We start from the raw sequence: 14,744 nt of genomic DNA on the forward strand, positions 1-14,744 counted from the left end.
GTCTGGAGTGAAGCCGAATGACTGAGACTCGCGTCGAGACCGATACCTTTGGCCCGATCGAAGTGCCCGCCGACAAATACTGGGGCGCGCAGACCCAGCGCTCGCTCGGCAATTTCAAGATCGGCATCGAAAAGATGCCGGTGCCGCTCATCCGCGCATTCGGCATCGTCAAGCTGGCCGCGGCCGAGGTGAACATGTCGCTCGGCAAGCTCGACTCCAAGCTCGGCGAGGCGATTGCTGCCGCCGCCCGCGAGGTGCTGGAGGGCAAGCTCGACGACCACTTTCCCCTCTCCGTCTGGCAGACCGGCTCCGGCACACAGACGAACATGAACGCCAATGAGGTGATCTCCAACCGCGCCATCGAAATGCTTGGCGGGGAGATGGGCTCGAAGAAGCCGGTCCATCCCAACGACCACGTCAATATGAGCCAGTCGTCCAACGATAGCTTCCCGACAGCCATGCACATCGCGACGGCCCGGGAGGCGCATGCCGAGCTTCTTCCGGCCCTCGACCGCCTGACGGCGGCGCTTCAGGAGAAAGAGCGCGCCTTCGGCGACATCGTCAAGATCGGCCGCACGCACACGCAGGACGCCACGCCGCTCACTCTCGGGCAGGAATTTTCCGGCTACGTCGCCGCGCTCAGGCTGGGGCGCACGCGCATCGAACGCGCGCTCGAGGATGTCTACGCACTCGCCCAGGGAGGCACGGCGGTCGGCACGGGCCTCAACGCGCCCAAGGGATTCGACAAGGCCTTTGCCGAGCGCGCCGCGGCCATCACGAAGCTGCCGTTCCGCACGGCGGAAAACAAGTTCGAGGCGCTGGCCAGCCATGGCGCGCTCAACGCCTTCCACGGCGCGCTCAATGCGCTTGCCGCCGATCTCTTCAAGATCGCCAACGACATCCGTTTCCTGGGCTCCGGTCCGCGCTCGGGCTTGGGCGAGCTGAAGCTACCGGAAAACGAGCCCGGCTCCTCAATCATGCCCGGCAAGGTGAACCCGACCCAGGCGGAGGCGCTCACCATGGTCGCCACTCAGATCATGGGCAATCAGACCACCGTCTCCGTGGCCGCCTCCCAGGGGCATTTCGAGCTCAATGTCTTCAAGCCGGTGATCGCCAATGCGGTGCTGCAGTCCATCCGGCTGCTGTCGGACGCCATGCGCTCCTTCGCGGACAACTGCGTAAAGGGCATCGAGGCGGACGAGGCGCGCATCGCCGACCTGATGCAGCGCTCGCTCATGCTGGTTACGGCCCTCGCCCCCGCCATCGGCTACGACAACGCGGCCCGTATAGCCAAGAACGCGCATAGGAACGGCACGACCCTGCGCGAGGAGGCGCTGAAGACCGGGCTCGTTTCGGAGGAAGAGTACGACCGGCTGGTGCGGCCTGAAAAGATGATCGCCCCGAGCTGAGACGAGCCGGGCTCGTTGCCCGGCCGCTTCTCCACTGGGCAGTATCTCCTGTGGCCGTATGGAGCCGCTATGAGCCGTGCCGGTCTTAGGGCGGCTTGCTCAATGACGCCTCTTGGCGGAAACATGGACTGTTGCGCTTTCTCCGTCTATTCCGATGAGGATCGGAACTGACGGCCCGATTCGGCATGGCTGACAAGACGCGCCAGGAGGGAGGCGAAAGGGAGACCGGAACCGCGCCTGCGGTGCCGTTGACGCGCGGCCTGTCCACCAAGCTCCTGCTTCTGACCATTCTCTTCGTCATGGCTGCCGAGGTGCTGATCTTCATCCCCTCGGTTGCCAATTTCGGCCTGCAATGGATGGAGCAGCGGCTGCGCAGCGCCGCTCTGGTCGCCATCGTTCTGCTGGAGGGCGATCCGGACCGGCTAAGCCGCGAGGCCAGCAACGACATTCTCATGACGACGGGTGTCAGCGCGATTGCGGTGCGGGATGGGGGCACCTCGCGGCTTCTGGTCGTCTCCCAGGTTCCGCCCGCGGTGGACATGCATGCCGATCTCGACAATATCGGCCCGCTGCAGGCGATCGCAAAAACCTTCGGAACCCTCTTTTTCGGCGGCGACAGGATGCTGCGCATTTTCGGCAGCATCGGCTCCAGCCCGAAGCAGTACGAGATTATCGTACCCGACCGGGAATTGCGCGCGGCCCTGCTGGTCTATGCGCGCAATGTGGCGCTTCTTTCGCTTGTCATTTCGCTCATTACGGCGACCCTCGTCTTCTACGCCATCAACCGCATCATGATCCGGCCCATCCGCATGATGACCCAGTCGATGCTCGCCTTCGGCGCGGCGCCGGAGGATGCGGCCCGCATCATCCAGCCGGAGGACCGCAGTGACGAGATCGGCATTGCCGAACGCGAGCTCGCCGCCATGCAGAAGACGCTCTACCGCACGCTGGGCGAGCGCAAGCGGCTGGCCGATCTGGGGCTTGCGGTATCCAAAATCAACCACGACATGCGCAACATGCTGTCGTCGGCGCAGCTCATGTCGGACCGGCTGACGCAGAGCGTCGATCCCACCGTGCAGTCGCTGGCGCCCCGGCTTGTGCGCACGCTCGACCGCGCCGTCTCCTATACGCAGGGCGTGCTCGAATACGGGCGCACGCAGGAGGCCCCGCCCAAGCGCCGCCGGCTGAGGCTGAACCAGCTTGTGGAAGATTTGCGCGCCACGCTGGCGATCGATTCGGCAAATGGGGTCGAATTCGTCAATGCGGTCGATCCGGGGCTCGAGATCGAGGCGGACGCGGAGCAGCTCTTTCGCGTGCTCGCCAATCTCGCCCGCAACGCCGTGGAGGCGATGTCGGCCGAGAAGGATACGGCATTGGTCCGCAGGCTGACGATCTCGGCGCATCGCGAGGAGCGCAGCGTCGAGATCCTCGTCTCCGACACCGGGCCGGGACTGCCCCCCAAGGCGCGCGAAAACCTGTTTACCGCCTTTCGTGGAGGTGCCAGAAGCGGCGGCACGGGCCTGGGCCTTGCCATCGCACAGGAACTGGTGCGCGCCCATGGCGGCGAGATCTCGCTGAAGGAAAGCAGGAGCGGACACACCGTCTTTTCCATCCTGATTCCCGATGCCAACGATCACGACGTCAACGGCGCTTCCTGAGGGGTTCCGCGACGGCGGACCGCGGAAAACGGCGCCGGACCAACGACAAGGCCGCCTGCTTCTACAAAGGGCAATGGCAACCATCGCCGCAAGAGCGAGGCGGATGTTTTTGCCGCATTCCCCGTGCGGGAAATCTTCACGTGGGTGCTTGCTTTTGGCCGCTTCAGTCGTTAGGTAAGCGGCGTTCGCTCACGGGGCTTTCCCGTGTTCCGCTGCCTTTCCGGCAGCCTGCGCGCCCGTAGCTCAGCTGGATAGAGCACCAGACTACGAATCTGGGGGTCAGAGGTTCGAATCCTTTCGGGCGCGCCATTACTTCTTGATTCTACTGACTTTATTCCCTCGGGAGTTGGCCGGATTCTCGAATCCGAGGCTTCTGCGCGCGAACGTGCGCCTCATCGCCAGGCACACCCGGCGGCATCTTTGAAATTCGCGATTTTCCTTATGGAGAGGGGGACAGGTTCGTGGTTAGGTCATTCCTCAAAGACGCTTCAGCGCCAGCATTCGCGGCCCGGCCGCACGGACCTGAGAGGAAACCGGACATGCTCATTGAGATCGCTCGATCGCAGCTCCTGATCATCGACGTGCAGGAACGGCTAGCGGCTGCCATGCACGACAAGGACGCGATGGTGCAAAATTGCGGGAGGCTCCTGGAAGCGGCGCGCCTGGCGGGTGTGCCAGTTACCATATCGGAACAATATCCCCAGGGCCTCGGCGAGACCGTGGCGCCGCTGCAGGAGAAGGCGGAAGGCGTGGTGCGCCTGGCGAAGGCGGAGTTCTCCTGCATCCGCAACGAGCCGATACGCGCGGCGCTGCGCGCGCATTCCCGCCCGCACCTCATTCTGTGCGGGATCGAGGCGCATGTCTGCGTATTGCAGACGGCTATCGAGGCAAAGGCCGACGGTTACGACGTGTTCGTCGCAATCGACGCGACGGCATCGCGCAGGCCTGAGAGCCGGGAGATTGCGATCCATCGCCTCACTGCGGCGGGCGTTCAGGTGGTCACTACTGAAATGGTCGTGTTCGAGTGGATCGGCTCCGCCGCCTCGCCCCATTTCAAGGCCTTGAGCAAGCTCATCCGTTGAAGAGCGGGGCGATTGCATATGGCGAATTCCCCCTCACCGTCTCGGCTTCGCCTCGACACCTTTCGCCCACGTTGTGGGGAGAGGACGGGTGGCAGGCATCGGCGCCGGTGCTTCGTAAATCGAGCTCTGGCGAATGGCAAAGGAGAAGCGGAGAGAGCGCGTGCTGGGGGAGTCGACAGGCCCTCCTGCTGCTACGCCTTTTCCGCCGCCTTTGCAGCGGCTTCGGCGGCAAGCTCGTCGAAGAACGGATCGGCCTTGTAGGACGGGCGCTCTTCGAAACGCGCGTGCCATCTGGCAAGCACCGGACGGCGTTCCTCCCATTTCTGCGCGGGGAAGCGGAAGTTGGAGTAGGACAAGGCCGTGCCGATCGCCACATGGCCCATGCGGAAAGGCTCGGTCTGAAGGCGCGGCGCAAGCTTTTCCAGTTCGTCGAGCACCTTTTCGTACTTGGCTTTCACAGCCTCGATGAACCGTTGATTGCGGTGCTCCTCCGGGCGGTTGCGCTCAATGAGCCAGGAGATCAGCAGATCGATCAGGCCGACGCCGAGCGCCGTCCGCTGCTGCTCCGTTGCCCGTTCGGGTCCGGAAGCCGGCATCAGCTTGCGCCCCTTGAGTTCGTCCAGATACTCGCTGATGACGCGGGAATCGTAGAGTGCCGAACCGTCCGGCAGGATCAGCGTCGGGATCTTGCAAAGCGGATTGTGTTCAAAGAGTTCCGGATGCGGCGCCTCGATGTTCACGAGCGTGTAATGGGTCTTAATTTCGCTGGCGATGCCCACCTCATGGGCCACAACCATGACGAAGCGCACATAAGGCGAACGTGGCGACCAGAACAGCTTCATGCGAACTCCTCCCTCCTAAACGGCTTAGCGCCGCCGCTCACGTGGGCGCGTGCTGGCGCAGAAAATCCTTCAGCACTGCAGCAACGGGCTCCGGCGTTGCGGCGGGCTGATGATGGCAGCTCTCGATCGTGACGAACTCGACGCCGGGGATGGGCGAAAGCACCTGCCGCACATAGTCGGGCGTGCGGAAGACATCGAGCGATCCGCCGACGCCGAGCGTGGGACAGCGGATCGTGCGGAGCTCGGCGGCGATGTCCATGTAGATCAGCATCCTGTAGTGCGCGATGAAGCTTTCCGGATCGTTGCCGAGCCAGCGTGCACGGAAGCGGCGGAAACGCTCCGGATTGCGGTCGCGCAGAACCTGCGGATAGCCGGCGCCAAGCGCGCCATCCATGATGGCGCGCATCCCCTCGCGGGCGACGGTTTCCAGCATCGAAAGCCGGGCCGGCCGGTCCTCGGGCTTCATGTCGAGCGCCGGGCTCATAGCGACCACCCCGGCGGTGCGCTCGGGATGGCGCGCGGCGAAGACGAGCGCGATCGCCGCGCCCACCGCGCAGCCGGCGATCACGACCGGCCGTTTCTCACCAACATGGTCGAGCAGGGCGGCAAGGTCATCGGAAAGCGTATCGACGCTTAGATCGCCGCGCACGCGCTCCGACATGCCGAAGCCGCGGCAATCGTAGCGCAGAATGCGGTACCCCTCGATCGCGGGAACCACTTCGTCCCAGTTCTCAAGGCAGCCGCCCATCTCGTGGATCAGCACCACGAGCGGGCCTTTTTCGCCCTTAAGCTCGTAGCGTATCGCGGTACCGTTCAGTTCGACAAAATCCATGAGTCCTCCCAACTCCTTCGTGCGCGCGTGCATCCGCCGGCGGCCGTCATTTCGAGGACGCCTCCTCGACGGTGTAGCGGGCAAGCGCCCGGCGGTCGAAGGCCACTCCAAGCCCCGGCTTCTCCGGCATGGCGAGCATGCCGTCCCTGGGCCACACCACCTCTTCGTAGAGGGCGTTGAACCAGGGCATGTATTCCACGATCCAGCCGTTCGGGATCGCGCCGATCAAGTGAAGCTGCACCTCGGGCGCCAGGTGGCTCACCACGCGCTTTCCGAAGCGGTGGGCAAGCGCGGCGATCTCCAGCCAGCCCGTGATACCCCCCGCGCGGAACGGGTCGATCATGACCATGTCGAGCGCCTGCGCCTCCAGCATGTGGCGGAAGGCGGAAGGTCGGTAGAGATATTCTCCGGCGGCGATGTCCGTCTTGAGCGCCTCAGTAAGCCGGGCCAGTCCGTCGACATCGTCATAGGCGATCGGGTCTTCGAGCCAGGTGAGCGCGTATTCGTCGAGACGCGGCCCGATCTTCAGCGCCTCCTCGAGGCTCCAGCGCTGGTTGACGTCGCACATCAGCGCCACCTCATCGCCCGCCGACTCGCGGATCAGCCGCGCGCGCTCGATCTCAGCGTCGAGGTTAAAAGGACCGGGCAGGCCGAGCTGGAACTTCATGGCGGTGAAACCGGATTCAACCAACCGGCCAGCAGCCTTCACGGCGGTGCCGAGATCGAGCTCGCGCATCATCGCCCCGCTCGCATAGCACGGCACCGGCGCACCGGATGCGCCGACGAGCTTCCAGAGGGGTTCGCCCTTGGCTTTCCCGGCGATATCCCAAAGCGCGATGTCGAGCGCGGCAAGCGCCAGCGAGAACATGCCCTCCGGCCCCGAGCCGCCTGCCGCCGCGAAAAGCTTCTTCCTGATTAAGGGAATGTCGGCGGCGTCCTCGCCGATCGCGAGTTCGCCAAGGGCCTGCGTGGCGTGGCGCAGACTGCGGGTCAGAGCGGCGCCGAGATAGGTGATGCCGATGCCTTCAAGGCCATCGTCGGTGCGCAGCCTGAGGATCACCGTCAGGCGGCTGCCGCCCGGATTGTTGGGCGCATTGGCCAATGGTTCGTCGGCGGGCAGCGCGACAACGGCGGTCGAGATCTCCGCGATCTTCATGGCAAGCCCCGAAGATGATGCGCCGTCCACCGCATTCAGGCTCAGATCCGCGCGTGGGTGACAAACTTGCTGACGAGATAGGGCTCCATAGCCTCCAGACCGCCCTCGGAGCCATAGCCGCTGTCCTTCACGCCGCCGAAGGGCGTTTCGACCAGGCCGAGTCCCGCGTGATTGATGGAGACCATGCCCGCCTCAATGCCCGCCGAGGCAATCTGGGCGCGGGCGTGGGATTCGGTGAAGACGTAGGACGCAAGCCCGTATTGCAGCCGGTTGGCCTCGGCCAATGCGTCCTCAGCCTCGGAGAAGCGGTTGACGATAGCGATCGGCGCGAAAGGCTCCTGGTTCATCACATTGGCGTCCACCGGCACGTCCGCAAGCACGGTGGGCTGGAAGAAATTCCCGCGATTACCGATGCGCGCACCGCCGCAGGCAAGCCGCGCGCCTTTCTTCACCGCGTCCTCCACGAAGGCGAGGCTGGCATCCACCCGGCGCGGGTTGGCAAGCGGCCCCATGCGGGTATCCGGCTCCATGCCGTCGCCCACCTTGATCGCCTGAGCGTAGGCCACGAATCCTTCGAGGAAGGCGTCATAGACGCGCTCCTGCACCAGGAAGCGTGTCGGCGCCCCGCAAACCTGGCCGGCGTTGCGATATTTGAAGGCGCCCAGGCGGTCGACGGCCTTGGCTATGTCGGCGTCATCGAAGACGATTGCCGGCGCATGTCCGCCGAGCTCCATGGTCACGCGCTTCATATGCAGCCCCGCGAGCGAGGCAAGCTGCTTGCCCACCGCGGTTGACCCTGTGAACGAGACCTTACGGATCGCCGGATGCGGGATGAGGTATTGGGAAATCTCCGCCGGAACGCCGTAGACCAGCGCGAGGGTGCCCTTCGGAAGGCCGGCTGCCGCGAAAGCCTGCACCAGGGCGGCGCAGCAGGCAGGCGTCTCCTCTGGGCCTTTCAGGATGATGGTGCAGCCGCAGGCGAGCGCGGCTGCGATCTTGCGGACGGCCTGCGCCACCGGAAAATTCCACGGCGAGAATGCGGCAACGGGGCCGACCGGCTCCCTCACCACGAGCTGCTGCACCGTCTCGGCCCGCGCGGGGATCAGGCGGCCATAGGTGCGGCGGCCTTCCTCGGCGAACCATTCGATGATGTCGGCGCTCGCGGCCACCTCGCCCTTGGCCTCTGCCAGCGGCTTGCCCTCCTCGCGCACGAGAAGCGTGGCCACCTCGTCCAGCCGGGAGCGCAGTATGCCGGCCGCCTTCCTGAGGAGGGCTGAGCGATCATAGGCCGAGACGGAGCGCCACGATCTAAAGGCCCTTTCCGCCGCCGCAACGGCCTCCTCAAGGTCGCTCTGTTCCGCCTTTGCGACCGTGCCGATCACCTCGCCATTGACGGGGTTCCAGAAATCCAGCGTCTTGCCGGAAGCGCCGTCGCGCCATTGTCCGTCGATATAGAGCTGCACATGCGTCATGATGGACCTCTTCTCTCCCGGCTGCATATCATAGCCGGGCGGCGATCCAGGCTGGCACAAGGAAGATTTCAATGATTGAAATTTCATGCCCATGGCCTTTCGCCCCTTGCGCCTTACCGTCTAGAGGCCGTCGAGGCGGTCCAGGTTCGAGGGTTCCTTCATGAAAATCAGCGACATAGAAATCCGCTGCTTTCGCATTCCGCTGCGGGAGCCTCTGGTCTCGGCCAAGTTCAGGCTCACCCATCGCGAGCTCGTGACGGTCCGGGTTGAGACCGACGAGGGCGTGAGCGGCCTCGGCTGGTCCACCACGCCGGCGGTAGGGGCCGCGGCTGCCTCGCGGCTAGCCCGCGACCACATGGTGCCTCTCCTTCTCGGGCAGGACCCGCGCCACAACGAGGCGCTGTGGACGCGGCTTTGGGAGGCATGTCACTATGCCGGGCCCGGCGGCATCACCACCCTGGCCATTTCGGCCATCGACATCGCGCTCTGGGACCTCAGGGGCAGGCTTGCGGGAGAACCGCTTTACCGCCTGCTTGGCGCCAGCCGCGAGCGGATCGGCGTCTATGCCAGTGGCATCAACCTGCATCTCGACGAAGCGGGTCTTCTGAAGCAGATCGAGGGCGAGCTTGCCGCGGGATACGAAGCCTTCAAGATCAAGCTCGGGCGGCCGGCGGAGGAGGATCTGGCGCGCTGCCGCGCCGTGCGCAAGCTTATCGGCCCGAACCGCGAACTCATGCTCGACGCGAACCAGAAATGGGGCTCAGGCGAGGCCGTGCAGCGCTGCGCCATGCTGGCGGAGGTCAATCCGCTCTTCATCGAGGAGCCGCTGCTGTCGGACGATGTTGCAGGCCATGCACGGCTCTGCGCCTCATCCCCTGTGCCGGTCGCGGTGGGCGAGCAGCTTTGCAACAAGTTCGAGTTCTGGAACTACGTCCGGGAGGGCGCGGCCGACGTTCTGCAACCCTGCGTCTGGAAGGTCGGCGGCATCACGGAGTGGATGAAGGTGGCCGTGCTTGCGCAATGCGCCAACCTGCCGATCTCGCCGCATGGCGCCATGGAGCTTTCGGTGCATCTTGCCTGCGCCATCCCCAACAGCGGCAAGATCGAGAACATCATGGGCGTCAGCCTGTTCGAGCTTGGCGCAGTGCCCGAGCCGCTTCCGATCGTCAACGGGTGTCTGGAGCCGCCGCAGACGCCCGGCCACGGCATCGAGATCGACGTGGACAGCCTTTCGGCGCACGAGGTGGCGTTTTAGCCCTGTTGCCTTAACCCGTGACGAGGCCGGAGGGAGTGGCAAGCGCCGTTTCCTCCTGCCGGGCGAGAATGGCTGCACGCAGCTCCTCGCCTGCTTCCTTGGCAGTGGCCTTCAGGATTGAGGCGTATCCGGCCACTTGCGCCGGACGCAGCGATCGGCGGAAGAACGTCATGCCGATGGTCGCGGCGACGCGCCCCGGCCCAATCATGATGGGCACGGCGATGGTGCTCGTCGTGGGGTCGAAATTGCGCGGGCGGATCGCATAGCCGCGCGCCCGCGTGCGCATGATCAGGTCCTTCCAGTCGCGCAGGGATTTGATGGCATCCTTCTCCGGATAATCCTGGGAGAAGATGATGCGCGCCAGATGATGCCGCTCGATGCTGCTGCAGAAGGCGAGATAGGCGATGCCGTACGCCCGGCCCACAAGCGAAAGCCTGCGGTGCAATGTCGTGCGGACATGGCTGAGCGGGCTCAGTTCCATCGCCGTGTACTGGATGACCATCACATCGTGCTCCAGCGTGGCGATCGAAAAGGGCCACAAGTGCTGCATGGTCAGCGCGTCCACATATTTGCTGAGCCGTTCCACGATCATGGGCGGGCCGTGGTAGCCCGCGCTCAGCGCCTTGACGCGCGAGGTCAGCGAATAGCCAGCGCGGCGCGAAAGATGGACCAGATAACCCTGCGCGCAGAGCGTTTCGAGAATACGAACGACGGTCGCGGCAGGTACGTCACATTCACTGCTGATCCGCTTCACGGTGATCGTCGGCATCCGGTTGATCGCTTCGAGCACCGTCAACACCCGCTCGATCGCGGTGACGTTCGCGAAGCTGCGCCGGCGCTGGCCGCCCGTACTTCCTCTCTCCTCCAACTCTCGCCGCCTCCCATCCTGTTGCGAGATTATTTCAATAGTTGAAACTGGAATTTCTTCAAGGTTTTCGTTTCCCGGGGCGCGTGTACAAGCGGAGGCGGTGTCCCGTGGCCTTATGCCTTGGAGTGGTGGCGAGATGAAAATTGCATGTTTCGAAAACGGCAGCGGACCGCGACTGGGGGTTGCCTCTCCCGATGGCGGTCTGATCGACCTTGCCAAGGCGCTGCAGGGCAGCGGTGACACGGCGGGTTTGGAGGCGTTTTCAGGCGATCTGATCAGCCTGATCGAAGCCGGCCCCGAGGCAACCGCGCGCGTGAAGCGTGCCATCGACTGGGCCATCACCAACGGCGGCTGCGAGGTGGACACCGGCAGCATCACATGGCTTCCGCCGGTGCTGCGCCCCTCCAAGATCTGCTGTCTTGCGCTGAACAACAGCGCGAACAGCGAGCGCATCATCCGCGGGCCCAGCCATCCCGCGCTCTTCCTGAAGGCTGCGAATGCGCTGCTTGGGCATAAAGGCAGAGTCCGCGTGCGCAAACAGTATGGCCGCGTCCATCCCGAACCGGAATTGGGGATCGTGATCGCCAAAAAGGCCACCGGCATCAATGCCTCGGAGGCCTATAATTACGTATACGGATACACGATCCACAACGACATCACCTCGCCCACGATGCGCGCCGAGGATACGTTCCAGTATCGCGCAATCCATCCCTCCGCTTCGGGTGAAGCCGAGATCGAATATGTGGATACGTTTACGAGCTATCCCGGGCGCTACAAGTGCAGCGACACATTCTCGCCGCTTGGTCCCTGGGTGGTGACGCGCGACGAAATCTCCGATCCGCACAATCTCACCGTGACTCTGAGGCGCGGCGATGAGGTGGTGACGGAGGACAACACCGCAAACCTCACCAACAAGATTCCCGAGACGCTGGCCTTCATCACTCACTACATTACGCTTCTGCCGGGGGATGTGGTTTCGATGGGAACGGCGCTGAAGCGCGCGAGCGGCAGAACCGTGGCGGTGCAAAACATAGACCTGCAGCACACGGACGAGCCGATCTCCATCACCATCGAGCGGATCGGCACGCTTGTCACCGGAGTCGAGCGGCTGTGACGGGCAGCGTCTTCGCGAACATGCAGCAGGGTACAGGCCGTCCGGCGTTTGCCGGCCGCGATCTCGAAGGGCTGCGGAACACATGACCAGATACGATTATGTCATCATCGGCGGCGGATCGTCGGGGTGCGTGCTAGCCGCCCGGCTGACGGAGGACCCTGATTGCTCCGTCCTGCTGATCGAGGCTGGCAAGGACATCTCACGCGAGAACGCGCCCGAAGAAGTACTCTCCGGCTATCCGGCCAAGGCCTATTTCAACAAGGATTTCACCTGGCCTGGTCTACAGGCTTTTCTCGGCGGCACGCTCGGCAACAGGGCAGAGACCCGGCGCACAGCCAAATACGAGCAGGCGCGACTCCTCGGCGGCGGATCGAGCATCAACGGCCTTATCGCCAATCGCGGCGCCCCCACCGATTACGACCGGTGGGCCGAATACGGCGGGCCCGAGTGGAGGTGGGAGGCCGTGCTTCCCTATTTCCGCAAGCTCGAACGGGATCTCGATTGCGACGGGGAGTATCACGGCAAGGACGGGCCGATCACCATCCGCCGCTTCCCGCGCGAAGACTGGTCCGGCTTCGTCTCGGCGGTGGCCGGCCTCTTGCAGGCGCGCGGCTATCCTTACATCGAAGACCAGAACGGGGAGTGGCGGGACGGCGTCATGCCCGTTACCTCGTCGATCGACGAAAACGAGCAGCGGGTAAGCTGCGCCCTCGCCTATCTCACCCCCTCCGTGCGCCAGCGGCCGAACCTGACGATCCTGACCGAGACCATGGTGAGGCGCATCGTCTTCGAGGGCAGGCAGGCGGTCGGGGTGGAGATCGAGTCCGGGGCCGGGCCTCGCCGCATTGACGCCGACGAGGTGCTGCTCTGCGCAGGTACCGTGCACAGCCCGGCCATGCTCATACGCAGCGGCATCGGCCGTGCGGCGGACCTGCGCGAGCTCGGTATCGAGGTGGTTGCGGACAGGGCGGGCGTCGGCCAGAACCTGCAGGAACATCCTGCCATCAGCGTCTCCTGCTACCTGCGCCCCGCAGCGCGTCTCAAGAATCTCAACCGCCACCACACGCAGGTTCACGTCCGCTTCTCGTCCGGCGTGGAAGGCTGCGCGCCGGGCGACATGTGCCTCGCGCTCATCGCCCGCTCCGCCTGGCATGCGCTCGGCCAGCGCATCGGCTCGCTCTATTTCTGGGTGAACAACTCCCACTCCAAGGGGCACGTCAGCCTGCGCTCCACCGATGTAAGGGTGGAGCCTGTGGTCGATTTCAACATGCTGAGCGACGAGCGGGACCGCGTGCGGCTGCGCCAGGCTTTCCTGTTCCTGGCCGAAATCGCCCACGCGCCCGAACTCGACTCGGTGCGCACCAAAGTCTTCCCGGCCAACTTCTCCGACCGGGTGCGCAAGGTGTCGAGCCCCGGCCTCTGGAACGGCATACAGATGCGCGTTTTCTCAGGCCTGCTCGATGCGGCACCCTTTCTGCGCAGCTGGCTGGTCGATACACTCGTCACCCAGGGCATCACGATGCAGGCGCTCCTGTCCGACACCGCCGAACTCGACCGCTTCCTAGACCGGTCGGTGGCGGGCGTCTGGCACCCGGTGGGCACCTGCCGCATGGGCACGGAGGATGACCGCCTCGCCGTAACCGACGGCCATGGCCGCGTTCACGGTGTCGGGCGGCTGCGCGTCTGCGACGCCTCGGTGATGCCGACCATTCCCAGCGCCAACACCAACATCCCCACCATCATGCTTGCGGAAAAGATGGCGGACTTCATCAAGGCGGAGCGGAAGGCGCTGGCGACCGCCTGATGATCTTTTCCCGTGCGGATGCGGGGGCGCTGCAGAAAGCCCCCCGCTCCGCCATTTTTCCTTACTGGAGATGGCGCGAGGCCGCGCCTTATTTGCCGTTTTTCAGCGCCATGTCCCCGGCTATGTCGTGGATCAGCTCCTTGCGGGCGAAGAGCCACCGGCCGCCTTGCTTGCGGAACCGGTCCTTATAGGTGCCGCACATGACGGGGATCAGCCCGTTCTCCGACTCGCGGATGATCAGGTAGTTGGAGACGGCGTTCGCTTCCTCGCCGTTCACGTCGATCACGCTGTTGGCCACATAGTGCTTGCGCTGCGGCCCCTCGCCCTTGCGCGGCACGTTGCGGGTCAGCATCGCCTCGATGGCCGCCGGGCCGACCGCGCTGTCGTAGTCGGTCGTCCATTCGCCCTCCTCGGTAAAGAGAGCAGCCACGCGGTCAAACTCGCCGGCATCAAGCGCCTGACAGTAGCGCGCCATTGTCTCGCGGATCGCGTCCTTCTCCTCCGCAACGCTGGATAAGGGGCTTTTGGAACCACCGGTGGCGACCGAACCAGCATCGTCGCCATAGCCTGGCCGACCCTTCCCTGAAGCGTCTCCCAGCTGGAGGGGCGAGCGCGCCCCCGGGCGGCGGAACAGCCACGTGACGGTGCGTTCCTTGTAGCGCCATCGCCCGTCATCGCAGAGGACGTAGATGTCGTCATAGTCTGCCACCAGCATCGGGTCGGCTGGGAGCGGCGGCGTCCCGTCATTCGCGAAAAGGGTGAGGATCACCGTCCCGCGGGCGAGCCGCTCGTTCTCCACGGTAAGACGCAGATTGGTGAAGATGTGCCGCGCCGTGCGCGGGCCCTGGTCGGCGCGAATCTTGTAGCTCCGCCGGATCGCCTCGCGCCCGCTGCTCGCCTCACCCGTCGAGCGGCGGTAGACGCCATCCTCGGTGAACAGATCAGCCACTTCGTCGGACCGGTCGTGATCGATCAGATAGGCGAATTCCGCGTTCAGGCTTTCTATCTCCAGGCGGATCATCAACTCGTCGTGGCGATTCACGTTCAACCTCCAAATCCGTTCGGGCCAGAGCTTCACCCTATCGCCTTTGCGGCTGCCATGCCCATGTCCGAGAATTTCAGTGGTTGGAATTCCGCGGAAAGGAGGCCCCGCGCACCCTGCACCGCGTTGACGAGGCAGCCATGGCAAACATCAAATCACGGGCACCGGCAAGCTTCGATGGGACGTTTTCGCCGGCAAGGAGGGAGGACC

Annotated in this window: 12 protein-coding genes and 1 tRNA gene; 7 read left to right on the forward strand and 6 right to left on the reverse strand. The window is 64.5% G+C overall.

All coding sequences use genetic code 11. The features are described from left to right. Positions 1-17 precede the first annotated feature (17 nt). The 4 genes from fumC to NYR54_RS08045 all read left to right on the forward strand — a co-directional run bounded on the left by fumC (position 18) and on the right by NYR54_RS08045 (position 4,149). A complete protein-coding gene (fumC, locus tag NYR54_RS08030; RefSeq protein WP_261515101.1) occupies positions 18-1,409 on the forward strand; it encodes a class II fumarate hydratase in 1,392 nt (463 codons plus the stop codon). A gap of 185 nt (positions 1,410-1,594) precedes the next feature. Then, positions 1,595-3,067, forward strand: coding sequence for a sensor histidine kinase (locus NYR54_RS08035; protein WP_261515102.1), 1,473 nt, complete (start codon positions 1,595-1,597; stop codon positions 3,065-3,067). A 232-nt stretch (positions 3,068-3,299) separates the two neighbouring features. Further along, positions 3,300-3,376 (forward strand) — tRNA-Arg (locus NYR54_RS08040). Positions 3,377-3,606: 230 nt separating this feature from the next. Further along, a complete protein-coding gene (locus tag NYR54_RS08045; RefSeq protein ID WP_261515103.1) occupies positions 3,607-4,149 on the forward strand; it encodes a hydrolase in 543 nt (180 codons plus the stop codon). Positions 4,150-4,340: 191 nt separating this feature from the next. On the opposite strand, the gene NYR54_RS08050 is transcribed toward NYR54_RS08045, so the two are convergent. Genes NYR54_RS08050 through NYR54_RS08065 form a run of 4 tightly spaced genes read right to left on the reverse strand, consistent with a single transcriptional unit; the run spans position 4,341 to position 8,451 of the window. Continuing rightward, positions 4,341-4,991 (reverse strand): glutathione S-transferase family protein, encoded by a 651-nt coding sequence (locus tag NYR54_RS08050; protein ID WP_261515104.1) that lies wholly within the window; start codon positions 4,989-4,991, stop codon positions 4,341-4,343. A 37-nt stretch (positions 4,992-5,028) separates the two neighbouring features. Beyond that, a complete protein-coding gene (locus NYR54_RS08055; RefSeq protein WP_261515105.1) occupies positions 5,029-5,823 on the reverse strand; it encodes an alpha/beta fold hydrolase in 795 nt (264 codons plus the stop codon). Positions 5,824-5,869: 46 nt separating this feature from the next. Beyond that, positions 5,870-6,979 carry a mandelate racemase/muconate lactonizing enzyme family protein gene (locus tag NYR54_RS08060; protein WP_261515106.1) on the reverse strand — a complete coding sequence of 370 codons (1,110 nt, stop codon included), beginning with the start codon at positions 6,977-6,979 and terminating at the stop codon, positions 5,870-5,872. Between the two features lie 41 nt (positions 6,980-7,020). Further along, entirely contained in the window at positions 7,021-8,451 is a 1,431-nt protein-coding gene (locus NYR54_RS08065; protein ID WP_279327447.1) for an NAD-dependent succinate-semialdehyde dehydrogenase, read from the reverse strand. Between the two features lie 160 nt (positions 8,452-8,611). Here NYR54_RS08065 and NYR54_RS08070 point away from each other — a divergent pair, with 160 nt between their 5' ends. After that, complete coding sequence (locus NYR54_RS08070; protein WP_261515107.1) at positions 8,612-9,706, forward strand: mandelate racemase/muconate lactonizing enzyme family protein; 1,095 nt, start codon at positions 8,612-8,614, stop codon at positions 9,704-9,706. Positions 9,707-9,716: 10 nt separating this feature from the next. Here NYR54_RS08070 and NYR54_RS08075 read toward each other — a convergent pair whose 3' ends face one another. Continuing rightward, positions 9,717-10,574 carry a helix-turn-helix domain-containing protein gene (locus NYR54_RS08075; RefSeq protein ID WP_261515108.1) on the reverse strand — a complete coding sequence of 286 codons (858 nt, stop codon included), beginning with the start codon at positions 10,572-10,574 and terminating at the stop codon, positions 9,717-9,719. A gap of 136 nt (positions 10,575-10,710) precedes the next feature. Here NYR54_RS08075 and NYR54_RS08080 point away from each other — a divergent pair, with 136 nt between their 5' ends. Together NYR54_RS08080 and NYR54_RS08085 are read left to right on the forward strand one after the other, a co-directional pair. Continuing rightward, positions 10,711-11,688: a fumarylacetoacetate hydrolase family protein gene (locus NYR54_RS08080; RefSeq protein WP_261515109.1), complete on the forward strand. Its 978-nt coding sequence runs from the start codon at positions 10,711-10,713 to the stop codon at positions 11,686-11,688. Between the two features lie 82 nt (positions 11,689-11,770). Beyond that, on the forward strand, positions 11,771-13,492 hold the full coding sequence (locus NYR54_RS08085) for a GMC family oxidoreductase (RefSeq protein ID WP_261515110.1): 1,722 nt from the start codon (positions 11,771-11,773) through the stop codon (positions 13,490-13,492). A gap of 88 nt (positions 13,493-13,580) precedes the next feature. On the opposite strand, the gene NYR54_RS08090 is transcribed toward NYR54_RS08085, so the two are convergent. Further along, positions 13,581-14,534 (reverse strand): nuclear transport factor 2 family protein, encoded by a 954-nt coding sequence (locus tag NYR54_RS08090; RefSeq protein WP_261515111.1) that lies wholly within the window; start codon positions 14,532-14,534, stop codon positions 13,581-13,583. Positions 14,535-14,744 lie beyond the last annotated feature (210 nt).

This window comes from Chelativorans petroleitrophicus (assembly GCF_025398195.1).
GTDB lineage: Bacteria > Pseudomonadota > Alphaproteobacteria > Rhizobiales > Rhizobiaceae > Chelativorans > Chelativorans petroleitrophicus.

What these genes read in the sequence shown, in the direction of transcription:
- fumC (WP_261515101.1), top strand. Translation starts at nt 18, where the DNA reads ATGACTGAGACTCGCGTCGAGACCGATACCTTTGGCCCGATCGAAGTG.
- NYR54_RS08035 (WP_261515102.1), top strand. Translation starts at nt 1,595, where the DNA reads ATGGCTGACAAGACGCGCCAGGAGGGAGGCGAAAGGGAGACCGGAACC.
- NYR54_RS08045 (WP_261515103.1), top strand. Translation starts at nt 3,607, where the DNA reads ATGCTCATTGAGATCGCTCGATCGCAGCTCCTGATCATCGACGTGCAG.
- NYR54_RS08050 (WP_261515104.1), bottom strand. Translation starts at nt 4,991, where the DNA reads ATGAAGCTGTTCTGGTCGCCACGTTCGCCTTATGTGCGCTTCGTCATG.
- NYR54_RS08055 (WP_261515105.1), bottom strand. Translation starts at nt 5,823, where the DNA reads ATGGATTTTGTCGAACTGAACGGTACCGCGATACGCTACGAGCTTAAG.
- NYR54_RS08060 (WP_261515106.1), bottom strand. Translation starts at nt 6,979, where the DNA reads ATGAAGATCGCGGAGATCTCGACCGCCGTTGTCGCGCTGCCCGCCGAC.
- NYR54_RS08065 (WP_279327447.1), bottom strand. Translation starts at nt 8,451, where the DNA reads ATGACGCATGTGCAGCTCTATATCGACGGACAATGGCGCGACGGCGCT.
- NYR54_RS08070 (WP_261515107.1), top strand. Translation starts at nt 8,612, where the DNA reads ATGAAAATCAGCGACATAGAAATCCGCTGCTTTCGCATTCCGCTGCGG.
- NYR54_RS08080 (WP_261515109.1), top strand. Translation starts at nt 10,711, where the DNA reads ATGAAAATTGCATGTTTCGAAAACGGCAGCGGACCGCGACTGGGGGTT.
- NYR54_RS08085 (WP_261515110.1), top strand. Translation starts at nt 11,771, where the DNA reads ATGACCAGATACGATTATGTCATCATCGGCGGCGGATCGTCGGGGTGC.